The sequence below is a fragment of the Streptomyces sp. NPDC008313 genome (assembly GCF_042956125.1).
GTDB lineage: Bacteria > Actinomycetota > Actinomycetes > Streptomycetales > Streptomycetaceae > Streptomyces.
The window spans coordinates 21,828-43,591 of sequence record NZ_JBIBFR010000018.1 but is presented as its reverse complement, the minus strand read 5'-3'; the positions used below and the strand labels follow the sequence as shown (position 1 = coordinate 43,591).

The window sequence follows — 21,764 nt, the reverse complement described above, 5'->3', positions numbered from 1 at the left end:
GGACCCGCCCGGCTCACCCGGGCGGCAGGACCTCGGAGTGGCGCAGTCTGCGTCCCAGTCTGGCGGCCAGCAGGCAGTGCGGGACGGCCACGGCCGCCAGGAGCACCGCTTCCGCCGGCTGATGGTGCCGGATGGCCTCCGCACCCGCCAGGACGACCGCGACCAGGGACACGAACATCGAGAGCGCCCGGTGGAACCGGCCCACCTCCGAGTGCGGCCAGTCGGCATCGGTGGCCGGGGTGGGGGCGTCGTCGACGGCGCGGCGGTACCCGGCGAAGATGCGGGACCCCCAGGCGCTGGTGCTCTGACGCCCGTAGACCTCGAGCCCGACCACCACGACGAGGAGCACCGAGACGTATCCGGCGGCGAGGAGGGTCTCCGCGCTCACGGCGTCACCGCCTCGGGAACGGGCGGCTCGGCGGCGGGCGGCCCGGCGTGCCATCCGGACGGCTTCCCGCCCGCACCCCCGTCGCCGTGGCCGTCGCCGTCATCGCCACCGTCGCCGTCACCACCGCTGCCGCCGGCCTCGGGGCCCGCCTCGCCGGTCCTCTCCGGTCCCACCTCGGTGAACAGCAGCGCCAGTTCGGGATCCTGCGGCCCCCTGGTCACCTTGCTCCGGTGCCGGATTCCCAGCCAGGTCATCCACAGCAGCGGCAGCACGCCGCCCACCAGGAACACCACGTCGCCGGGCAGCCGCAGCCACTCCAGGAACACGTTGGTGTCACCCTGGAGGTAGCCGAGGCTGCGCGCGTCCGCGTAGCCGCTCTCGACGACCTTGTACAGCTGGAGGGCGCCGCCGGGCAGCAGCGTCGCGAAGGTCATCCAGGCGAGTCCCAGGTTGAGCGACCAGAACGCCAGCCGGGGCCAGCGGTCCGACCAGCGGTTCTCGGGGATGAGGTAGCGCAGCGCGAACACGGCGAAGCCGACCGCCAGCATCCCGTACACGCCCATCATGGCGCCGTGTGCGTGGTTGGCCGTCAGCCCTGTGCCCATCTCGTAGTAGGAGACGATCGGCAGGTTGACGAGGAAGCCGAACACCCCGGCGCCCAGGAAGTTCCAGAAGCCGACGGCGGCCAGGAACATCACCGCCCAGCGGTGCGGGAACGGTGTGCTCGACGCGCTCTGCCGCCGGGCCCCGATCTGCAGGAAGCCCCAGGCCTCGACGGTCAGGAACAGCAGCGGCACGACTTCCAGCGCGGAGAACGTCGCGCCGAGGGCCAGGTGTTCGGCCGGCTCACCGGAGAAGTACAGGTGGTGCATGGTGCCGATGACGCCGCCCGCGCTGTACAGCACGACGTCGAGGAAGATCACGGAGAGCGCCACCCGCTCGCGTACGACACCCAGCAGGACGAACAGATAGGCGACCGTGGCGGTGGTGAACAGCTCCATGAAGTCCTCGACCCACAGGTGCACCACGATGAAGCGCCAGAAGTCGGCGGTGGTGAACTCCGTGTGCGGGGTGGCCAGCAGCCCGACGGCGTAGAACGCGGGCAGGGCGAGCGCGGCGAGGAAGAAGAGCCACGGCATGTTGGCGACGCTCTCCTGCCGGAGCCTGCGGCGCAGGCCCCGGAAGAGGATGACGACCCAGATGACCATGCCGAGCGTCAGCAGGACCTGCCACAGCCGTCCGAGGTCCAGGTACTCCCAGCCCTGGTTGCCCAGGGTGCTCCACAGCTTGCCGAGCCAGCCGCGCTGCCCCGCCAGTTCGCCGAGCAGGCTGCCGACGACCACGACGACCAGCGCGCCGAGCAGCACCCTGGTCAGCAGGGCCTGCTTGCGGGGCTCCCAGCCGCGGGCGATCAGCGGGGTGATGAAGATGCCGATCGCGAGGAACGAGGTGACGACCCAGAAGATCGCCAGCTGGGTGTGCCAGGTGCGGACCAGGTTGTACGGCAGCCAGCGGTCGAGCGGGATACCGAAGAAGCTGCCGAGGTCCGCCCGGTAGTGCTGCGCGGCCGCGCCCAGCAGGGCCTGGGCCAGGAAGAGCCCGGCCATCACGAAGAAGAAGCACGCCGTGGTGCGCTGCGCCGGGGTCAGCCGGACCTGGTCGGGCGCGTGGAAGCGCAGTTCCCGGTGGTCACGCCGGTGCCAGCCGAGGAAGTTCCAGCGGCCGAAGGCGGCGAACAGGGCCCCCGTCCCCACCAGCAGGAAGATCAGCGACAGCACGCTCCAGGTCACCGCGTGACCGGTCGGGGCGTTGTCGACCAGCGGCTCCGAGGGCCAGTTGTTGGTGTACGAGTAGTCGTGCCCGGGGCGTTCCGCGGAGGCGGTCCACGCCGTCCAGCCGAAGTAGGCCGTGATGTCGTGGATCTCGTCCGGGTCGGTGACCGCGTCCGGCCTGAGCCCCTGACCGCCGTCGGGGCGGCCGAGCAGGTCGGCGTAGTGCCCGGTCAGCTCGGCGAAGGCCGCGGCCTGCGCGTCGGTCCACACCAGGCTGTGGGTCTTCTCGTCGTAGCGGTTGGTGCGGAAGTCCTCGACGGTCCGCTCGCGGGCGTCCGCGCTGTCGGAGCCGCCGTAGTACCGCTGGACGAACGTGGCGCTGCGGTCGAGGTAGTCGGCCGTGAAGTCCGGGCCCAGATAGGCGCCGTGACCGTAGATCGAGCCGTACTGCATGAGGCCCGAGCGGAGGAACGCCTCCTGGCCTTCCGTGATGTCCTCGCCGGTGAAGAGCACCTGGCCGCTGGACGTCACGGTCCGGTCGGGTATCGGGGGCTGGGCCTGGTAGGTGCGCATCGCCAGAAGCCCGAGGACGAGAAATCCGCCGAGCGTGACGAGGACCGCCGCCTGGGTCCAGCCGCGGGCGATCATCCGCGGCCGCTTGCCTCCGGGGTTAGGCCCTGGGCCGCTGCCTCCCGGAGGTCCGCCGGCGTCCGTGTCCGTGTGCGCGTCGGCACCGCCGCCGCGCTGTCCGTCGGCCGGGGGCTCCGCCCCGGCCTGCACTGCTGTCATATGTCATGCCCTCCTCAAGACCGCAGCCACCGATGACGGCCGCCGACTCCTGGGAGGAGAGTAATACCAACGAAGACTCGTATTTAACAGGGGTCATCGTTTAAACTAACCGACGAGGCGGTCACCGGCCGAGGAGACCGTCCGCCGGCCTGGGAAGGGAGGCGCCGCTGAGAGCGCGAAGGACGAGAAGCGGGGCACTCCGGTCGCCACAAGAGAGCCCCCGAACCTGAAAAGACAGGGGCACCCTCGACGCGGGACGGGGGTGTCCCTCCGCGCCCGGCGTCGGAGCCGGGGCGCGCGGCAGACCCCGCGAACGCCGAAAGGGCGCCCGGATTTCTCCGGGCGCCCTTTCCTCGTACGGGCGTTACAGGTGTTACTGGTGGCCTTGCAGGTCCGGCGGGTGCTTACGCGCTCAGCAGCGTGCGCACCCGGTCCTGGCCCACCGCGAGCAGCAGCGTGGGCAGGCGCGGGCCGGTGTCGCGGCCGACGAGCAGGTGGTAGAGCAGCGCGAAGAACGTGCGCTGGGCGACCTTGATCTCCGGCGGGAGCTCCTTGGGCGTGGCGTCGGCGGGGAAGCCGGCGCGGACCTTGGGAACGCCGTAGACGAGATGGGTGAGGCCGTCCAGGGACCAGTTCTCCTCCAGTCCCTCCAGCAGCAGCCGCAGGGACTCGCGGCCCTCGTCGTCGAGGGACGCGAGCAGCTCGGTGTCGGGCTCGTCGCGGACGACGGTGCGCTGTTCGGCGGGGACCTGGGTGTTGATCCACGCCTCCGCCCGGTCGAGCCGCGGCCGGACCTCGTCGAGCTCCGTGAGCGGGTTCTCCGGGTCGAGCTCACTGAGGATCCGCAGGGTCTGCTTCTCGTCCCCGGCGGTGATGTCGACGACGGAGGCGAGCGTCCGGTACGGCATCGGGCGCGCGGTCTTCGGCAGCTCACCGGCTGCGGTGCCGACGGCGCGCGCGTGGGCGGCGGCGTCGGCGGGCAGCACCGAGCCTCCCCCAGTGCTTGACGCCTGGGAGGTGCCCCCAGCGACCTTGCCGGCGAGCTTGTCCCACTCGTCGTAGAGCCGCTGGATCTCCTGGTCGAAGGCGATCTTGAAGGACTGGTTCGGCCGGCGGCGGGCGTACAGCCAGCGCAGCAGCTGGGGCTCCATGATCTGCAGGGCGTCGGACGGGGTCGGGACGCCGCCCTTGCTCGAGGACATCTTGGCCATGCCGCTGATGCCGACGAACGCGTACATGGGCCCGATGGGCTGCTCGCCGCCGAAGATGCCGACGATCTGCCCGCCGACCTGGAACGACGAACCCGGCGAGGAGTGGTCGACGCCGCTGGGCTCGAAGATCACGCCCTCGTAGGCCCAGCGCATCGGCCAGTCGACCTTCCAGACGAGCTTGCCGCGGTTGAACTCGCTCAGCCGGACGGTCTCCGCGAAGCCGCAGGCCGAGCAGACGTACGCGAGCTCGGTGGTGTCGTCGTCGTAGGAGCCGACGGTCGTCAGGTCCTTCTCGCACCGCCCGCAGTAGGGCTTGTACGGGAAGTATCCGGCGCCGGAGCCGCTGCCGTCGTCCTCGTCGGCAGCGCCCGAGCCCCCGGCGGCCTCGACCTCCGCCGCGTCGAGGGGCTTCTGCTGCTTCTGCTGCTGCTTCTTGGCGGGGGCCTTCTTCGTCCGGTACTGGTCGAGGACGGCGTCGATGTCCCCGCGGTGCCGCATCGCGAAGAGGATCTGCTCCCGGTAGACGCCCGAGGTGTACTGCTCGGTCTGGCTGATCCCGTCGTACTCGACGCCGAGCTCGGCCAGCGCCGCGATCATCGCGGCCTTGAAGTGCTCGGCCCAGGTCGCGTACGGGGAGCCGACGGGCGCGGGCACGGAGGTCAGCGGCTTGCCGATGTGCTCGGCCCAGGACTCGTCGACACCGGGGACGCCGGCCGGGACCTTGCGGTAGCGGTCGTAGTCGTCCCAGGAGAGCAGGTGGCGCACGGTGTGACCGCGGCGGCGGATCTCGTCGGCGACCAGGTGCGGGGTCATGACCTCGCGGAGATTGCCCAGGTGGATGGGACCGGACGGGGAGAGTCCGGACGCGACGACAACGGGTTTGCCCGGGGCACGACGCTCCGACTCGGCGATGACCTCGTCCGCGTAACGGGAGACCCAGTCGGTGGTCTCGGTGCTCTGAGCCACGATCGGCACGTCCTCTTTTTCTGGAGTTCCTGCGAGGGCAGCCGGACGGTCGCACGGCTGACCGCCCCATTCTCCCAGTTGTGGCCGCATCCGCGAAAACCGCTTTTCACGACGGTGCCCGGGCGGGCGCCGGACGGGCGCGCGGGCGAGAAAAGCGTTTGTCCCCCCGTGGGATACTGAGCGGGTCTATCTGAATCCTCGAGGAGAACGGCACCCACTCCATGGCCTCGGTCACGTCCCTCACCGCCTCCGTCCACCAGCGCCTCGCGGACGCCCTCTCGGCAGCCCTGCCGGAGGCCGGTACCGCGGACCCGCTGCTGCGACGAAGCGACCGGGCCGACTTCCAGGCCAACGGGATCCTGGCCCTCGCGAAGAAGGCGAAGGCGAATCCGCGCGAGCTGGCGACGCGGGTCGTCGAGCGGATCACCTCCGGCTCCGCCGGTGACGTGATCGAGGACGTTGAGGTCTCCGGGCCCGGCTTCCTGAACATCACGGTCGCCGACCGGGCGATCACCGAGAACCTCGCGGCGCGGGCCGCGGACGCCGAGCGCCTCGGCGTCCCGTTCGCCGAGCGCCCGGGCACGACGGTCATCGACTACGCCCAGCCGAACGTGGCGAAGGAGATGCACGTCGGCCACCTGCGGTCCGCGGTGATCGGCGACGCGATCGTCCAGATCCTGGAGTTCACCGGCGAGACGGTGGTCCGCCGCCACCACATCGGCGACTGGGGCACCCAGTTCGGCATGCTCATCCAGTACCTGGACGAGCACCCGCACGAGCTGGACCACAAGGGATCCGACGGCGCCGCCGCGTCCGGCGAGGAGGCGATGTCGAACCTGGACCGCCTCTACAAGGCCGCGCGCAGGCTCTTCGACTCCGACGAGGAGTTCAAGACGCGGGCGCGGCGCCGGGTGGTGGACCTCCAGGCCGGCGAGCCGAAGACGCTCGCGATCTGGCAGAAGTTCGTCGACGAGTCGAAGATCTACTTCTTCTCCGTCTTCGAGAAGCTGGACATGGAGGTCCGGGACCCGGACATCGTCGGCGAGTCCGGCTACAACGACATGCTGGAGGAGACCTGCCGCCTGCTGGAGGAGTCGGGCGTCGCGGTCCACTCCGAGGGCGCGCTGTGCGTCTTCTTCGACGACATCAAGGGCCCGGACGGCAATCCGGTCCCGCTGATCGTGCGGAAGTCGGACGGCGGCTACGGGTACGCGGCGACGGACCTGTCCGCGATCCGCGACCGGGTCGGCAACCTGAAGGCGTCGGCGCTGCTGTACGTGATCGACGCCCGGCAGTCCCTGCACATGCGGATGGTCTTCGAGACGGCGCGGCGGGCAGGCTGGCTGACGGACGACGTCAAGGCGTTCCACCTGCCGTTCGGCACGGTGCTCGGCAAGGACGGCAAGCCGTTCAAGACGCGTGAGGGCGAGACGATCCGGCTGGTCGACCTCCTCGACGAGGCGATCGAGCGGGCCACGGTGGTCGTGCGGGAGAAGGACACGCAGGGCCGGCTCTCGGACGAGGAGATCGCCGAGCGGGGCACGCAGGTCGGCATCGGCGCCGTGAAGTACGCGGACCTGTCGACGTCGGCGAACCGCGACTACAAGTTCGACCTGGACCAGATGGTCTCGCTGAACGGCGACACGTCCGTCTACCTCCAGTACGCGTACGCCCGTATCCAGTCGATCCTGCGCAAGTCGGGCGAGGCCCGCCCGGCCGCGCACCCGGAGCTCGCGCTGGCGCCCGCCGAGCGGGAGCTGGGCCTGCACGTGGACCGGTTCGCGGAGACGGTCGCGGAGGTCGCCGGGGAGTACGCGCCGCACAAGCTGGCGGCGTACCTGTACCAGCTGGCGTCCCTCTACACGACGTTCTACGCCGAGTGCCCGGTCCTGAAGGCGGACACCCCGGCCCAGGTCGAGAACCGCCTGTTCCTGTGCGACATCACGGCCCGCACCCTCCACCGGGGCATGGCCCTCCTGGGCATCAGGACCCCCGAGCGCCTCTGAGTTCCGGCCCGTCCGGCGTTCGAGGACGAGGGGGCGAGGGGGCGCAGCCCCCTCGCCCCCGGCCGGACGGCCTCAGCGCTTGACGCCGGTCACCCCGTACACGTTGATGTCCGCGTCCGTGACATCGCTGATGTCCCGGTACCGCACCTTCTCGATGTCGTCGAGCGTGGCGAGGTACGCCGGGTCGGCCTGCTCCGGCAAGGGCGTCGCCCCGTCGGGCCGCCAGCGGTGCACGGGCACGACCCCGGGCTCGTCGATCTCCAGCCCGCTCTGGGTGAGGAACCGCTCGACCTCCGCCCTGGAGCGCAGCACGAACGTGAACCCCCGCTCGGTGTACGTCCGCTGGACGGCGCGGATGTTCTCCGGGTTGAGGTCCTCGGTGAGGTGGCTGAGGATGAGCCGGCTCGCGGAGGGCAGCGTGTCCACCAGCCCCCGCACGATGTCGTACGCCTCGGCGTCCTCGACGAAGTGCAGGATCGCCACCAGCGCGAGGGCGATGGGCCGGCCGAAGTCGAGCGTCTTCCCGGCCTGTTCGAGGATCTCGTCCGGCTGCTTCAGGTCGGCGTCGATGTAGTCGGTCACGCCCTCGGGCCCGCTGGTGAGCAGGGCGCGCGCGTGGGCGAGGACCACCGGGTCGTTGTCGACGTAGACGACCCGCGAGTCGGGGTTGATCCGCTGGGCTATCTGGTGGACGTTCTCCTGCGTCGGCAGGCCCGTGCCGATGTCGAGGAACTGGCGGATGCCCTCGTCCCGCGCGAGCCCGGTGACGGCCCGCCGCAGGAAGTCGCGGTTGTGCCGGACGTCGAGGTAGCCGCGCGGGTTGGCGGCGAGCGCGGCGGCGGCCGCGGCTCGGTCGACCGGGTAGTTGTCCTTGCCCCCGAGGAAGACGTCGTAGACCCGTGCCGGGTGTGCCTTCGTGGTGTCGATCCTCCTTCTCAGCTCGGCGGGGTCCTGGCTGAGAGCATCACCGGGCATAGAGCCTCTCCCTGGGGAGTCACGTCATTCGTCATTCGTCATTCGTCATTCAACACGCAACAACCTAACTCCTGGGGTGACTTGAGAGTGCCCGTCCCGCCACATCACATCGGCCCGCCCCACCGCGCTCATCCGGTGGCGGCGACCCCCCACTCGCTCGCGCCCAGCGGGTAGGAGTACGCGGGCCGGCCCGTGTTGCCGCTCGTCCGGAACGGCTTCCCGTTGTCGTCGACGCGGACCACACCGTGCCGGCTCCCGCTGGACCACGTCAGCTGCAGATACCAGCTCACGTCGTGCGCCCGCGCGTGGGCGGTCACGTAGAACACCTCGGGGTCCGACTCGCTCACCTTGTACGGGAAGTCCCGCTGCCCGGACGTGGGCGCGGCGTCCGGGCGGCCCGCGTCGAGGTCCACGTCGAAGGACTTGGTGGACACGTTGCCGCCGCAGCCGACGCCCATGACGTAGTCGTTCCAGGCGAGCGGGGCCCCCTTGCCGACGACCCGCACGTCGAGGGACTCCAGTACGACGGTGTCCTTCGAGGTGCCCTGCACGGTCAGCGCCAGCATCTGGTCGCCGCTCGCCACCGCGCCGAGCGCGGTGACCCAGCCGCGCGCCTCCTGCTCGTTCGGCGGCGGCGGGGGCACCCGCTCGGGCTTCTGGTTCACCAGGTAGTGCTGACTGCAGGGGGTTTCGAACCTGTACGGGTCGGTGGCGACGGTGGGCGCGGTGGCGGAACCGGCGGCCTTGCCCCCGCCGCCGCCCTGGTCCGCCGCCGGGGACGAGGCGCCCGGGGTGCGGGACGCGGTCGTGGAGGGCGACGCGGAGGTGCGGCCGGGCGACGGGCTGCCGCTGGCGCTCGACTTCCCGGTGACGACCGACGCGGCGCCTGCCGAGCCCTTCCGGTCGTCACCGTCGTCCCCGCCGGGCACGAACCGCACCGCCAGCGCGGCCGACACGAGGACGGCGGCCACGGCGACGGAGGCCAGCAGAGCGGTACGGCGCCGTCGCCGGGGCGCGGACGGCACGGCGGCCGGAGCGAGGGTGCCGACATCGGGTACGTCCCCCGGCTCGTCGCCCCCCGGCCCCGCGTGGCCCGGCTCGTCGCCCCCCGGCCCCGCGTGGCCCGACCCGGCGCCTGCCGGCGCCCCTTCGGCCATCCCGGAGACGCCCGGGACGCCGGTCCCGCGGTTTCCGCCGGTCCCGCGGTTTCCGCCGGTTCCGCCGGACGCCTCGGCCCCCGCGCCCCCCGTTTTTTCCCCGCCGCCGGTCTCGTCCCCGCCCGCGTCCCTGTCCCCGCCCGCGTCCTTGTCGGCGCCCGCGTCCTTGTCGGCGCCCGCGGCACCGGCCGCCCCCTTCTGCCGCCGCAGCGCGTCCGCCAGTACCCAGTGCCGGTGGAGCTCGACCAGCTCCTCGGGGGTGGCCTTGCAGAGCCGGGCGAGCCGCTCCACGGGCGCGTAGTCGGCCGGTACGGCATCGCCGTTGACGTACCGGTGCAGCGTCGAGGTGCTCAGATGGAGCCGCTTGGCGAGCACCCCGTAGCTGAGTCCGGACCGCTTCTTGAGCTCTCCGAGCAGTCCCGTGAACTCGTCCCCGGCCACCGTTCCTCCATCCTCCGCGTCCCGCACGGCGTTCCAGGGGGAGGTCATTCCCCCAGGTCAGACCCCGTAGACCTGTTCCAGCGTCCCAAGTACCCCATCGGCTGTGGCGGCTGGGACGGTTCACCCCACAAGCTGTGGTCATCCAAGCACGCCGCTCCCGACGACCGGTCGAGCGGCTGGCGCAACCACCTTTCGTTCATGGGGGATTCAGACATGTCCGCACGCACCGCCCGCCGCACCCGCCTCTTCGCCGCGACCACGGTCGCCCTCGCCGCCCTCGCTCTCACGGCATGTGAGAACGGACAGGGCGTGGAGGACGAGGGGCCGTCGTCGTCCGCCGCGTCGTCCTCGAAGCCCTCGGGGAACGGCTCGGCCGGGGACTCCTCGGCGAAGCCGTCGGGCGACGACGGCGCCACGACGGGCAACGGCTCGAAGGGCTCCTCCTCGGCCGGTTCCGGCGGCAAGGCCGACGGCGGCACGAACGGCTCGACCGGCGGCACGTCCGGCGGGACCAGCGCCGGCGCCGGCGACTCGGGCGACGACAGCGGCCCGGTGAAGACGGCCTGCACGGGGGCCAACACGACCACGAAGGCGACGGTGGTGTCGCGCCCGGTCAACCACATGCTGATCACCGTGACCAACACCGGCTCGAAGAGCTGCAACCTCGTCGGCTACCCGTACGCCCGGTTCGGCGAGGCGCAGGCCGTCCCGCCGGTCGCCGAGGAGACGAAGCCGCAGGCCGTCGTCACCCTGGCGCCGGGCGAGTCCGGCTACGCGGGCGTCCTGCTCTCGTCGGCCGACGGCAGCGGCGAGAACGGCTACACGGCGAAGACGCTCGAGATCGCCTTCGGCCGGAGCGGCGCGACCGCGCACCCGTCGCTCCCCGCGAAGGGCGTGTGGGTCGACGAGAAGCTGACCGTCACCTACTGGCAGAGCGACCTGAGCGACGCCCTGACCTACTGAGCCGGGCGTCCGCCGGGCTGGATCCGTCCACCGGGACGGGTCCGGCCCCTCGGGCTTCTCAGCGCAGCAGCTGGGCCACTTCGGTGGCCCAGTACGTGAGGATGTTGCGGGCGCCTGCCCGCTTGATGCCGGTGAGGGCCTCCAGGATCGCCCTCTCCCGGTCGATCCAGCCCTTCTCGGCCGCGGCCTCGATCATCGCGTACTCACCGGAGATCTGGTACGCGGCGACGGGCACGTCGACGGAGTCGGCGACCCGGGCCAGGATGTCGAGATAGGGCCCGGCCGGCTTGACCATCACCATGTCGGCACCCTCCTCCAGGTCGAGGGCCAGCTCCCGCAGGGACTCCCGCAGGTTGGCGGGATCCTGCTGGTACGTCTTGCGGTCGCCCTGGAGCGAGGAACCGACGGCCTCGCGGAACGGGCCGTAGAAGGCGGACGAGTACTTCACGGTGTACGCGAGGATCGACACGTCCTCGTGGCCGGTCTGGTCCAGCGCGTCGCGCACGACGCCGATCTGACCGTCCATCATGCCGCTCGGGCCGACCACGTGGGCGCCCGCGTCGGCCTGGACCTGGGCCATCTCGGCGTACCGCTCGAGGGTGGCGTCGTTGTCCACACGCCCCTGGCCGTCGAGCACACCGCAGTGCCCGTGGTCGGTGAACTCGTCCAGGCACAGGTCGGACATGATGATGAGGTCGTCGCCGACCTCGGACCGCACATCGCGCAGGGCGACCTGCAGAATCCCGTCCGGATCGGTGCCGGCGGTGCCGACGGCGTCCTTCTTCGCGTCCTCGGGCACCCCGAAGAGCATGATCCCGGAGACCCCGGCCTCCACCGCCTCCACGGCGGCCTTCCGCAGCGTGTCCCGGGTGTGCTGCACGACGCCGGGCATCGCGCCGACCGGCACGGGCTCGCTCACGCCCTCCCGCACGAAGGCGGGCAGGATCAGATCGGCGGGGTGCAGCCGGGTCTCCGCGACCATCCGGCGCAGGGCGGGAGTCGTACGCAGCCGCCGCGGCCGCGTACCGGGGAAGGATCCGTACTTCGTCATGCCTCCCACGCTACGCCCGCCGGACCCATGCCTTTGCCGACGCCCAGTCGGCCACGGACCCCTCCCCGGGCCCGCCCCCGCACTCCCGGGCCACACGCTCGGCCCGGGCCGGGCCGAGCGCCCCCGGGCGGCCGGGTGCCATGATCTCCGTGCTCCGCACGTCTCCGGCACCCCGGGAAGGACCCCTCCTCGTGCTCACCTCCGTCGACACCCACTGGCTGTGGCTGATGGCCACAGCGGCCGGCGTGATCCACTGCTACGCCATGGCCACGTGGATACCCCTGCCGAAGTTCTGGAGGGTGTACCCCTTCATCTGGGTGCTGTGCGGAGCCCTGATGGCCCCGGTCGGCGGGGCGATGGGCATCCCGCTGCCCTCCATGCTGGTCATGTACGCGTTCGCGCTCACCGGCCTGACGATCGGCATGTTCCCGACCCGCAAGCTCTTCGCGGTGTGGGCCGCCGAGATCGACGAGGGCACGACCCGCGAGACCTACGACTACCCCCGCTCCCACCTCGCCTGGCTCGCCGTCTCCGTCCTGACCCTGCTCCTCACGGGCTTCGCGCTGACCCGGTGAGTCCGTCTGCCCGTTGACGACGGCCGACCCGGTCAGGGCTGCCCATGAGCAGGCGAAGGACGGTTAGCGTCGGACAGTACGGGCTCGATCTCCACCACGAACCCGTCGGGCTCGGTGTCGAGCATGAGGGCGATCGCTTCGCGAACAGCACCCTCGGCCTGTTCCAGGCGCTTCACCTGACTGAAGACACCGGGCAGGTCGGGCACCTCCAGGGCCCACCACTCACCGGTACGCCGCGCGACGACACGGTAGGCGCTCACCGCCACCACCTCTCTCCCAGCTCTGCCTCAAGGGTCTTGCAGATGTTCTCCATGCCTCATCCCTGCCCTGCCCGCAGGCAGGCCCGGTGCGGGGCATGAGGCTCAAGCCGCGCGGACCATCGCGGCCTCGGGCCTCCTCGCCGCGTGACGGCAGTCGCGGCAGTGGCCCGGCTCCGGGGCGCGGAAGGCGCGCTCGCAGCCGTCGCAGGTCTGGAAGGGCTGGGGGCCGGTGGGCCGCGTGTCCGCCGTGGTGAGCGGTGGGAGCGTGGGGCGCGCGGGCAGAGGGAGGGGCAGCAGTTCGCGGAGGCGATGGGCGATGAGCCCGGCCGGATGCCGCAGGTCCGTCGGGAGGTCGGCCGTCAGGGTGCGGTGGATGACAGCGGCCGTCGCACCCGCGTCGAACCAGGCCCCGACCGCCCGCGCGAGCCGGTTCACATCCTGCCGCGACAGCGTGAGGCGGTCGTCGGTACGGCGCAGCCCGGCGAGCAGGTTGACGGCCTTGTCGTGGTCGCGGACGCCGGGACCGTCGTCACCGGCCGGTCGCGACGGTGAGGGTGACGGCGACGGCTCGGCCGCTCCGGGAAGCGTTCGCGTGCTCCCCGCCTCCGTACTCCCCGCCTCTGTACTCCCCTCGGCACAGGACCGCCGGGTCACCGGGGCCGGCGTAGGCGTGTGCGCGCCTCGCCCGCCTCGGTCATCCTCCTGGGCCGTCTCACCGACGCCGCCCGAAGGCCGCCGCACGGCACCGCGCCCACGAGCCCTGCGGCCGGGGGCGACCCGCGCCGTGGTCGGCTCGGCGGCCGGGTACGCCGCCTGCGCGCCGGGCGTGTGGTGCGCGTACGTCCGCGTGACGATCCGCCCCTCCGCCGTGCGCTCGCGTACCCGCGCCAGATAGCCGTGCGCCTCCAACTCCCGGAGTGCGAAGGCGATCCGGTCCCGCCCCTCGGGGAAGCGGTCGGCGAGGCTGCGGATGTCCACGGGGGCACCCTCGGGCAGCGACAGGATGTGGGCGGCCAGCCCGATCGCGGTCAGCGACAACGCGCGGTGCTGGGCGAGGTGGTTGCCGACGACGGTGTACTGACCCGACTGGTACGCCCGTACGTGCATGACGCCGGACGGGTTGGAGGCCGGCCGAACACCCTGACTCGGGCGCGCAGCAGCGTTAGGCTTCAACTCAGCCATAGGGAAGGTCTCTTCTTCCTCGATGGTCAGGCCCTCGCAGTGGGATGGCAGTCCCGGCGGGGGCCGACGCATGTGTGCGGTTGTCTGGCCCGAGACTGCCCGCCCACGCCACCCGCCCGCCACCCACACCGACCGGTTTCACCCAAGCGAGTGACGTACGCGAGGTTTGGTTGGTTGGGAGGGTTTTTTCCCAGGGTTCTTTGGTCTTTTACCGCCCGCAGCCCCGGCGCCCCGGAACCCGCGTCCCGCCTTCACGGGCTCCGGAAAAGCCGCCGCTACTGCCCCAGGTCCAGTTCCGCCCATACGGTCTTCGACGGCACGGGTCCTTCCCGCACGCCCCAGCGGTCCGCCAGCTCCTCGACGAGCAGCAGCCCGTATCCCGACTCCGCGTACGTGTCCGCTGCGTCCCGAGGGCTGACCGGCAGCCGGTCGCCCCGGGTGTCCGTCAGTTCGATACGGAGGGTGCCCGGAGGGGCGACGGAGAGCGCGAGGCGGAAGCTCCGGCCGGGGACACGGCCGTGCGAGGCGGCGTTCGCCGCGAGTTCGGCCACGATCAGCCGAGCCGGGTCCAACGGCAGCTCCCACGCGAGCAGTTTCTCGGCCGCGAGCAGCCGGGCGAGTCGCGCGCCGCGGCGGGTGGCCGACAGAGGCACCGAGAACTGGCGCAGCGGAACGCGGTGGGTGGAGATTCCCTGGTTCATGTCACCCAGCGTGTTCATGCGTGCTTACGCTGTGAAGAGAGGTGGCCCGTGCGGTCGTCGGCTGTCCGTGGCGCGTCCGGTTCCGTCCGGGTTGCCCGGGGTGACCGGTCGTGGCGGTCGGAGGTTGGTCCGGGGAAGGGCGCGTGGCGGGAGGGCGGCGGCATGAGCGGGTGGGAGGCGGGGCTCGACGACGAAGAGGCCGGGGCGGTGGTGCGCACGGTCTCCCGGCAGTTGAAGCTCTGGCGGGAGGCAGCCGGCCTCACCCAGGCGGAGTTCGGGGCGGCGATCGGGTACGGCGAGGAGCTGGTCTCCTGCGTGGAGCGGGGGCGGCGGATTCCCCGGCCGGAGTACCTGGACCGTGCGGATGAGGTGCTGGCGGCGGGCGGCAGGATCGCGGCCCTCAAGCTGGACGTGGCGGAGGTCCGGTATCCGAAGAAGGTACGGGACTTGAAGCGGCTGGAGGCGGAAGCTGTTGAGTCGGGTGCTTACAACAACTCCGTCGTCCACGGACTGTTGCAGACCAGGGAGTACGCGCAGGCTGTATTCAGCGCGCGTCGACCGCCGTTCAGCGCAGATGAACTCGATCAGCGGCTCTCAGCCCGCGTGGCGCGCCAGGAGATCATCAGCACTACGGCAGCCCGACCGCTCTTCAGTTTCGTGCAGTGCGAGTCGACGCTCCGTCGGCCCATCGGAGGCAGGACGGTATGCGTGGACAGCTCGAATGGCTTCTGGAGGTCGGCAAGTTGCTGAACGTCGACCTTCAGGTGCTGCCATTGAGCCATGAAGAGAACTCTGGTCTCGCTGGGTCGTTCAGGCTGCTCAGGCTGAACGACGGCACGACGGTCGGACACGTCGAGGTTCAGCACATCAGCCGTGTCATCACCATTCCGAAGGAAGTACAACTGCTCGACATGCGCTATGGGATTATCCGGGCGCAGGCTCTCAGCCCCCGAGAGTCGATGGCCCTCATCGAAAACGTGCTTGGAGAGACATGAAGCTGGAGTGGATAAAGAGCAGTTACAGCGGCGCTGACACCCCCTCTTGTGTCGAAGTGGCGTGGCTGAAGAGCAGCTACAGCACCGACGAGGGCCCCGACTGCGTCGAGGTGGCCACCGTCCCCCACCACATCCTCGTCCGCGACTCCAAGAACCCCGCCGGTCCCCGGCTCGCCCTCGCCCCCGCCACCTGGGCCGCCTTCCTCCCGTACGCCTCCGGGCACTGACGCAACGACTGAGTGTGGCCCGCGCCCGAACTCCTCGGGTCGGGCCACGCCTCACCCGCTCAAGCCAGCCCCTCCGCCATCTCCTCCGCCTGCTTCAGCACTCGCTCGATCGCGTCGGGCTGCTTGCCCGGCGGGTACCCGTGCTTCCGCAGCAGGCGGAGCACCCGGGCCATGATCCGGTCCCGGGCCTGCTCCTTCACCTTCCAGTCGACCGTGACGTCCTTGCGGATCTGCTCGTACAACTCGTGCGCGATCCTCGCGAGGACGCTGTCCTCCATCTCCTCCACCACGGAGGGATCGGCGGCGAGGGCGTCGTAGAAGGCGAGTTCGTCCTCGGTCAGGCCGAGCTTCTTCGCCCTGCCCCGGTCGGCGGACACCTCCCGCGCCAGCTCCACCAGGAACTTCATGAACTCGGCGGCCGTGAGCAGGCCGTTGACGTACCGGTTCATGGCGGTCTTCATCTTCTTGGTGAAGGTCTCCTGACGTGTGATGTTGTTGGGGTGGGCCTCCTTGATCTCCTTCATCAGCGTGCGCCGCAGTGCCTCGATGACGAGGTTGGGGTGCTTGCTGTTCTGCAGGTCGTGCAGGACCTGGTCGTCCAGGTGGGACAGGTCGGGCTTGGTCAGACCGGCGGCATCGTAGATGTCCACCACGCCGTCGGAGGCGACCATGGACTCGTTGAACTGCGCGATCACCAGCCGTAGGTCGGCGGCCGTGGCGAGGCCTTGCTCCTCCCTCTCCTCCACGGCGTACTTCTCACGTGAGGTACGTACGGCCTCGAAGAAGCGGATGTCGGGGAGCAGGTCCTGCACCCGCCGGTCGGTCGGGCACAGGGAGAACGCCTGACGCAGCACGTTGGCGTGCTGCATGAACCGTTGCCTGCGGGTGGCCTTACCGGGTTCCAGTCCTGGTTCCGGCGTGATCAGGAACTCCAGCGCCTCCCTCAGGGCTTCCCGGTAGGCCCTGGGCCCGCCCGCGTCGCGCGAGCTCCGCCAGGCACAGCCGGTGAGGAGGGCGTCGAGGTGCTGGTGGCTCTCCCGTACGAGTTTCACGGCCTCCTGGAGGTCCGAGCCGAGCATCTGGTGCTCCTGGTCCTGCTCGGAGTACTCGGCCAGCGCCTCCTTGATCTCCCGGATCACACCCTGAAAGTCGACGACCAGACCCGACGGCTTGCCCGGCCAGGTGCGGTTGACGCGGGCAATGGCTTGCATCAGGGCGGCGCCGCGCATCCGCTTGTCCAGGTAGAGGGTGTGCAGGGGCGGGGCGTCGAAGCCGGTCAGCCAGAGGGACTGGACGATGACCAGCTCCAGGGGGTCGTCCTGATGGGTCACCCGCTTCTGAATCTCCTTGAGCTGGGTGGGCGTGCGGACGTAGTCGGCGACTTCCTCGGGGTCCTTGGCGGCGTTGCCGGTGAACACCACCCTGATCCGGCCGGTGTCGTCCGTCAGCAGGTGCGTCTTGGGATCGCGCTCGCCCGCCCAGTCCGGCCGTCGGCGAATGATCTCCTCGAAGAGCCGGGCGGCGATGACCCGGGACGCACAGACGATCATCCCCTTGCCCCGGTGACCGGTCAGCTTGACCATCTCGCTGCTGCGCGCGTCCCAGTGGTCGAGCAGCTTCCCGGCGAGTTCCCTGATCCGCTCCGGAGCGCCGATCAGGTTCTCGTACGCCCCGAACTGTCGCCGAGCCTCCCGCTTCTCCCCTTCCGACAGCCCCTCTATCAGTCCCTCGGCACGGGCATCGAGGTCATCGAGGTCCGCGTCGGCGGGCAGATCCACCTTGACGAGGTGCGGTTCGTAGAAGACGGGTACGGTCGCCCCGTCGTCCACGGCCTGGGTGAGGTCGTAGGTGTGGATGTCCGCGCCGAACACGCCCCGGGTGCTGCCCACCCGGTTCTCGATGGGCGTACCGGTGAAGGCGATGAAGGTGGCGTTCGGCAGGGCGTCACGCAGGTTGCGGGCGTAGCCGTCGATGAAGTCGTAGTGGCTGCGGTGCGCCTCGTCGACGACGACGATCACGTCGCGGCGCGGGGAGACGAGCGGATGCCGGACACCGGCTGCCCGCTCCTCCGGGCTGAGACGGAACTTCTGGAGGGTGGTGAAGATGACCCCGCCGGCCTGCCGAGTGAGGAGCTGGCGCAACTGGTCGGCGTCGTCCGCCTTCTCCGGAGGTCCGGTGATCTTCTCCAGAGTGCGGCTGGTGACGAAGGTCGTGCGCAGCTGGGTGTCGAGGTCGATGCGGTCGGTGAGGAGGACGAAGGTCGGCTTGGCCAGCTCAGGGCTGCGGGCCGCCTTGCCTACGTAGAACAGCATCTCCTCGCTCTTGCCGGCACCCTGCGTGTGCCAGACCACGCCTGCCCGGCCGTCGGTGGCCACGGCGGACTCGGTGGCCCGTACGGCGGCGTTGACGGCGATGTACTGGTGAGCCTTGGCGAGCTTGACCGTGTCCACGGAACCGGACTCCGGGGCCGAGTAGGACAGGAAGTTCGCGATCAGGTCCAGGAAGCGGACGGGCTCGAAGGCGCCGTAAAGCATCCGCTCCAGGGCACGGCCGTCCTGCCGCTCGTCCTTGCGGAGCATGACGTCGTGCTCGTCGGCGTGCCACGGTGCCATGTGCTGCCAGGGCGTGAAGGGGGTGCCGAGTCGGGCGGTGATGCCGTCGGAGACGAGAGTGGCGAGGAGCGTGGAGAAGGTACCGGTCTCCTTCAGCTCTCGCCGGTAGCCCTGGAGCTGGTCGTAGGCGGTACGGGCATTGTCGTTGCTGTCAGCCTTCTTCAGTTCGAAGAGGGCGAGGGGTAGGCCGTTGACGTACAGGACGATGTCGAAGACGAAGGTCCGGCTCTTGGTGCTGCGCACCCGTACCTGGGAGGCGGCGACGAGGTCGTTGCCGTGCGGGTCACCGAAGTCGACGGGCCGGATGGTGGCGTGGCGCTTGTCGCCGGTGGCGGGGTCGTCGTAGGGAATCTGAACCCCGGCCACCAGGCGCTCGTAGAAGCGGTGGTTCTCGCGCAGGTCGTTCTTGGTGTGCCAGCGGAGGAGTTCGGTTGCGGCGTCCCCGGCCACGTGCTCGGGCAGGCGGGGGTAGCGGTTGCGGATCGCCTTGAGCAGACGCGGACGCAGGACGAGATCGTCCCAGTCCGCCCGCACGCCGTACGCCGGCCCCAGTTCGGGGCCGGGGATGTGCTCCCAGCCGTACTCGGCGAGCAGTTCGAGCGTGTGCAGCTCCAACTCCTGCTCGGTGAGCCGGTCTATCGAGGGCTCACCGAGCGGCAGCTCGACCCCTGCGGTCATACGGCCTCCTCGACGGTACGGACGGCATCCTTGACGCGGAGCGCTCCGGAGAGCAGCTGGGGGAGGAGGGTGTCACGGAGGTTGGCGAGGGTGCGGTTTTCGTTCCTCACGGCAACGGCACGGGCCATCAGCGCACCCGCCCGTGCGGCGAACTCCACTGCATCATCACCCTGCGGGAGCCGCACCCGAAGGTTCGCGACGCGCTCGGTGACGAGGCGTCCGGTTCCGTGTCCGGCAAGGTCGACCAGTCCGAGAATTGCGGCCGACTGCGCTCTGACCGCCAAGAACAGCGTGGCTGAATCGATTCCAAGGTACGGAATCAGCGCTTTGCAGTCCTGTCCGAAAGCTACTTCTCGCTGTGCGACTCCGACCCTGAACTCTGTTGTCAGACTCATTCCTCGCACCACGAAGAGAATCGATCCTTTCGGCACAAGCCGAGTACCGTTCTGCGCACCCAACTCGGTCACGGATCGCTCGGAGTCATACAGCCAGGGCGTCTTGAGGCTCGCTGCCGAGATCCAGGGAATGTCGCCTCCCCAGTAGCTTGGCTCGCTGGTTCTCGGCGTACCACCGGAGAGCCACTTCGCGGTGTCCTTTAGAGCCGATTCGGACCAACAGTCATGCTCCGCGGATTCGCGCTGATACAGGGAGTCTGCCAACTCCAGCGCTGTCTGCGCGTGCTGCTCATTAAGTGCGATCTTGTCATCTAGGGCGCCGAGCACTTCGGCGATGGCCTTCTGCTCATGCACGCACGGCCATGGCACAACGATGGGATGCACATGATTTCGGTTCAGCGTGGGATTCGATGAGCCCACATCGTGCTGTTCGAGCCTCAGAGTCTGGAAGAAGTAGTAGACGAAGCGAGGCTCGCTGCCCTTGAAGTCCGTCACCCAGAGCGTGGTGTCATGCGGCCAATAGTCATCGTTGATGAAAAAGACCTTGCCCAACGTACCCTTACGGCCGATGACGACGCCCGGCCCCGTAGCCGCCGCAGTGTCGTGATAACTGCCGACGCCGCCCGACGACACGACAGGTACATCACCGGCTCGCTGCGTGGCCTTAGTGATGTCAAACCCACGCTGCAAGGTCAGTACGTCGCCGATCGGCCTCAGGTGCCAGCCCTCGGGAATGTTGCCCATCACACCCTCCGCAACTGCTCGTCCACGACCTTCGCCAACCGCTCCGACTCCGCGAACTGCTCCCTCAGCAGGGCCGTCAGGCGGGCGATCCTCTCCTCCACCGGCTCCGCGTCCGGGTCCACCTCCGCCTCAGCCGCTCCCACGTATCTCCCCGGCGTCAGCACGAAGTCGTGCTCGGCGATGACACCCAGCGGAGCGCTCACGCAGAAGCCCGGCACGTCCTCGTAGGGCTCCACCCCCTCCACGCCCCGCCACGCGCGCACCGTGTCGCCGATCCTGTGAACGATCTCCTCCCCGGTCAGCTCCCTGAGCGTGCGGTTCTTCATCACGCCGAACTCGCGCGCGTCGACGAACAGCACTTCCCCCCTCCGCTCCGGCGCCCATCCCGAGTGCCGCCCCTTGCCCTCCGCGAGGAACCACAGGCACGCCGGGATCTGCGTGGACCGGAACAGCTGACCCGGCAGGGCGATCATGCAGGCGACCAGGTCCGCCTCGACCATCGCGCGCCGGATGTCCCCCTCCCCCGACTGCTTACTGCTCATCGAGCCGTTCGCCAGGACGACACCGGCCCGCCCGCCCGGGGCCAGCTTGCTGATCATGTGCTGGAGCCAGGCGTAGTTGGCGTTGCCGACCGGCGGGGTGCCGTACACCCACCGCCTGTCCATGCCGAGCATCTCCCCGCCCCAGTCGGAGATGTTGAAGGGCGGGTTGGCCATGACCACGTCCGCCTTCAGCTCCGGGTGCTGGTCGTTGCGGAACGTGTCGGCCGGCTCGTCGCCCAGTTTGGCCTCGACCCCGTGGATCGCCAGGTTCATGTGGGCCAGCTGCCAGGTGGTCTGGTTGAGCTCCTGGCCGTAGACGGCGACGTCGAGCGGGTTGCCGCCGTGCGTCTCGATGAATTTCTCCGCCTGGACAAACATGCCACCGGAGCCGCACGCGGGGTCGTAGACCCGCTCGCCCTGCTTGGGTTCGAGGACCTCGACCAGGAGCTTCACCACGCTCTCGGGTGTGAAGTACTCGCCGCCCTTACGGCCCTCCTTGAGGGCGAACTCGGCGAGGAAGTACTCGTAGACCTCGCCCATGATGTCCCGCGCGCCCTTGCGCCTGCCATCGCCGCCGAGCTGCTCCTGGAAGACCAGCCGGTCCAGCAGCTTCACCAGGCCGGCGAGACGCTCCTCGTCCACCTGCCCGCTGTTGTAGATCTTCGGCAGGGTCCGGTTCAGCGCGGGGTTGAACTTCTCGATGGCGCGCATCGCCGCGTCGATGGTCTCGCCGACGCTGTCGCCCTCGACCGTGCCCTTCGCCCGCTCCAGCACGCTCTCCCAGCGGGCCGTCGGCGGCACGTAGAAGATGCCGGAGCCGGTGTACTCGCGGCGCTCCTCCAGAGTGGCGAGAATGTCCTCCTCGCTCCAGCCGCCCTCCTCGCGCAGCTCGGCCTCCAGCCGCTCCCGCTTCTCGGCCATGGCGGCGGAGACGTACTTGAGGAAGACCAGGCCCAGAACGAAGTGCTTGTACCCGGCGGCGTCGAGGCTGCCGCGCAGCTTGTCCGCCGCGGCCCACAACACCTTCTTCATGTCCTGCGGTTCAGCCGTCTTCTTCTTCCGTGGCGGCACGGGTGCCTCACTTCTCTCTCGCTCGTGGTCTTCTTCGTCGTATGCCGTGGCGAGCGGCGTTGC

Annotated in this window: 16 protein-coding genes and 1 pseudogene; 5 read left to right on the top strand and 12 right to left on the bottom strand. The window is 70.0% G+C overall.

Annotation, left to right across the window (positions count from 1 at the left end):
* Positions 1 to 13 precede the first annotated feature (13 nt).
* The 3 genes from ACFY93_RS23705 to lysS form a co-directional block, all read right to left on the bottom strand.
* A complete protein-coding gene (locus ACFY93_RS23705; protein ID WP_391362413.1) occupies positions 14 to 388 on the bottom strand; it encodes a hypothetical protein in 375 nt (124 codons plus the stop codon).
* A complete protein-coding gene (locus tag ACFY93_RS23700) occupies positions 385 to 2,949 on the bottom strand; it encodes a cbb3-type cytochrome c oxidase subunit I (RefSeq protein ID WP_391362410.1) in 2,565 nt (854 codons plus the stop codon). Before ACFY93_RS23700 ends, ACFY93_RS23705 begins: the two co-directional genes overlap by 4 nt.
* A gap of 404 nt (positions 2,950 to 3,353) precedes the next feature.
* Positions 3,354 to 5,135, bottom strand: a complete 1,782-nt coding sequence (lysS, locus tag ACFY93_RS23695) for a lysine--tRNA ligase (protein WP_391362408.1) — start codon at positions 5,133 to 5,135, stop codon at positions 3,354 to 3,356.
* Between the two features lie 212 nt (positions 5,136 to 5,347).
* On the opposite strand from lysS, the gene argS reads away from it, so the two are divergent.
* Positions 5,348 to 7,132 (top strand): arginine--tRNA ligase, encoded by a 1,785-nt coding sequence (argS, locus tag ACFY93_RS23690; RefSeq protein ID WP_391362405.1) that lies wholly within the window; start codon positions 5,348 to 5,350, stop codon positions 7,130 to 7,132.
* 72 nt (positions 7,133 to 7,204) lie between these two features.
* Here argS and ACFY93_RS23685 read toward each other — a convergent pair whose 3' ends face one another.
* Together ACFY93_RS23685 and ACFY93_RS23680 are read right to left on the bottom strand one after the other, a co-directional pair.
* Complete coding sequence (locus tag ACFY93_RS23685) at positions 7,205 to 8,107, bottom strand: SAM-dependent methyltransferase (RefSeq protein WP_391362402.1); 903 nt, start codon at positions 8,105 to 8,107, stop codon at positions 7,205 to 7,207.
* 128 nt (positions 8,108 to 8,235) lie between these two features.
* Positions 8,236 to 9,753, bottom strand: a complete 1,518-nt coding sequence (locus ACFY93_RS23680; protein ID WP_391362399.1) for a helix-turn-helix domain-containing protein — start codon at positions 9,751 to 9,753, stop codon at positions 8,236 to 8,238.
* A 165-nt stretch (positions 9,754 to 9,918) separates the two neighbouring features.
* On the opposite strand from ACFY93_RS23680, the gene ACFY93_RS23675 reads away from it, so the two are divergent.
* Positions 9,919 to 10,668: a DUF4232 domain-containing protein gene (locus ACFY93_RS23675; RefSeq protein ID WP_391362397.1), complete on the top strand. Its 750-nt coding sequence runs from the start codon at positions 9,919 to 9,921 to the stop codon at positions 10,666 to 10,668.
* Between the two features lie 58 nt (positions 10,669 to 10,726).
* Here ACFY93_RS23675 and hemB read toward each other — a convergent pair whose 3' ends face one another.
* The gene (hemB, locus tag ACFY93_RS23670; RefSeq protein WP_391362394.1) at positions 10,727 to 11,719 is read right to left on the bottom strand and encodes a porphobilinogen synthase; all 993 of its coding nucleotides are present in this window, start codon (positions 11,717 to 11,719) and stop codon (positions 10,727 to 10,729) included.
* A gap of 191 nt (positions 11,720 to 11,910) precedes the next feature.
* Between hemB and ACFY93_RS23665 the strand changes: the two genes are divergently transcribed.
* A complete protein-coding gene (locus tag ACFY93_RS23665) occupies positions 11,911 to 12,294 on the top strand; it encodes a hypothetical protein (RefSeq protein WP_391362391.1) in 384 nt (127 codons plus the stop codon).
* Positions 12,295 to 12,326: 32 nt separating this feature from the next.
* Here the strand turns inward: ACFY93_RS23665 and ACFY93_RS23660 are convergent, their stop codons facing one another.
* The 3 genes from ACFY93_RS23660 to ACFY93_RS23650 all read right to left on the bottom strand — a co-directional run bounded on the left by ACFY93_RS23660 (position 12,327) and on the right by ACFY93_RS23650 (position 14,437).
* Positions 12,327 to 12,554 (bottom strand): type II toxin-antitoxin system HicB family antitoxin, encoded by a 228-nt coding sequence (locus ACFY93_RS23660; RefSeq protein ID WP_391362389.1) that lies wholly within the window; start codon positions 12,552 to 12,554, stop codon positions 12,327 to 12,329.
* Positions 12,555 to 12,656: 102 nt separating this feature from the next.
* Positions 12,657 to 13,661, bottom strand: a complete 1,005-nt coding sequence (locus ACFY93_RS23655; RefSeq protein ID WP_391362386.1) for a helix-turn-helix domain-containing protein — start codon at positions 13,659 to 13,661, stop codon at positions 12,657 to 12,659.
* Positions 13,662 to 14,011: 350 nt separating this feature from the next.
* Complete coding sequence (locus ACFY93_RS23650) at positions 14,012 to 14,437, bottom strand: ATP-binding protein (protein WP_391362383.1); 426 nt, start codon at positions 14,435 to 14,437, stop codon at positions 14,012 to 14,014.
* A gap of 162 nt (positions 14,438 to 14,599) precedes the next feature.
* Between ACFY93_RS23650 and ACFY93_RS23645 the strand changes: the two are divergent.
* Together ACFY93_RS23645 and ACFY93_RS23640 are read left to right on the top strand one after the other, a co-directional pair.
* Positions 14,600 to 15,432: pseudogene (locus ACFY93_RS23645) on the top strand (Scr1 family TA system antitoxin-like transcriptional regulator).
* Complete coding sequence (locus ACFY93_RS23640; RefSeq protein ID WP_391362380.1) at positions 15,429 to 15,659, top strand: DUF397 domain-containing protein; 231 nt, start codon at positions 15,429 to 15,431, stop codon at positions 15,657 to 15,659. The pseudogene ACFY93_RS23645 and the gene ACFY93_RS23640 overlap by 4 nt, the downstream one beginning before the upstream one ends.
* A 59-nt stretch (positions 15,660 to 15,718) precedes the next feature.
* Here ACFY93_RS23640 and ACFY93_RS23635 read toward each other — a convergent pair whose 3' ends face one another.
* From ACFY93_RS23635 to ACFY93_RS23625, 3 genes are read right to left on the bottom strand one after another with little or no spacing between them, the layout of a single operon-like run.
* Positions 15,719 to 18,949, bottom strand: coding sequence for an HsdR family type I site-specific deoxyribonuclease (locus ACFY93_RS23635; RefSeq protein WP_391362377.1), 3,231 nt, complete (start codon positions 18,947 to 18,949; stop codon positions 15,719 to 15,721).
* A complete protein-coding gene (locus ACFY93_RS23630) occupies positions 18,946 to 20,088 on the bottom strand; it encodes a restriction endonuclease subunit S (protein ID WP_391362374.1) in 1,143 nt (380 codons plus the stop codon). Before ACFY93_RS23630 ends, ACFY93_RS23635 begins: the two co-directional genes overlap by 4 nt.
* Complete coding sequence (locus ACFY93_RS23625) at positions 20,088 to 21,701, bottom strand: N-6 DNA methylase (protein ID WP_391362371.1); 1,614 nt, start codon at positions 21,699 to 21,701, stop codon at positions 20,088 to 20,090. The genes ACFY93_RS23630 and ACFY93_RS23625 overlap by 1 nt, the downstream gene beginning before the upstream one ends.
* Between the last annotated feature and the right edge of the window lie 63 nt (positions 21,702 to 21,764).

Bases quoted from the DNA above. Each gene is read 5' to 3' on its own strand.
- ACFY93_RS23700 (WP_391362410.1), bottom strand. From the start codon at position 2,949: ATGACAGCAGTGCAGGCCGGGGCGGAGCCCCCGGCCGACGGACAGCGC.
- argS (WP_391362405.1), top strand. From the start codon at position 5,348: ATGGCCTCGGTCACGTCCCTCACCGCCTCCGTCCACCAGCGCCTCGCG.
- ACFY93_RS23685 (WP_391362402.1), bottom strand. From the start codon at position 8,107: ATGCCCGGTGATGCTCTCAGCCAGGACCCCGCCGAGCTGAGAAGGAGG.
- ACFY93_RS23680 (WP_391362399.1), bottom strand. From the start codon at position 9,753: ATGACCTCCCCCTGGAACGCCGTGCGGGACGCGGAGGATGGAGGAACG.
- ACFY93_RS23675 (WP_391362397.1), top strand. From the start codon at position 9,919: ATGTCCGCACGCACCGCCCGCCGCACCCGCCTCTTCGCCGCGACCACG.
- hemB (WP_391362394.1), bottom strand. From the start codon at position 11,719: ATGACGAAGTACGGATCCTTCCCCGGTACGCGGCCGCGGCGGCTGCGT.
- ACFY93_RS23655 (WP_391362386.1), bottom strand. From the start codon at position 13,661: ATGCACGTACGGGCGTACCAGTCGGGTCAGTACACCGTCGTCGGCAAC.
- ACFY93_RS23650 (WP_391362383.1), bottom strand. From the start codon at position 14,437: ATGAACCAGGGAATCTCCACCCACCGCGTTCCGCTGCGCCAGTTCTCG.
- ACFY93_RS23640 (WP_391362380.1), top strand. From the start codon at position 15,429: ATGAAGCTGGAGTGGATAAAGAGCAGTTACAGCGGCGCTGACACCCCC.
- ACFY93_RS23635 (WP_391362377.1), bottom strand. From the start codon at position 18,949: ATGACCGCAGGGGTCGAGCTGCCGCTCGGTGAGCCCTCGATAGACCGG.
- ACFY93_RS23630 (WP_391362374.1), bottom strand. From the start codon at position 20,088: ATGGGCAACATTCCCGAGGGCTGGCACCTGAGGCCGATCGGCGACGTA.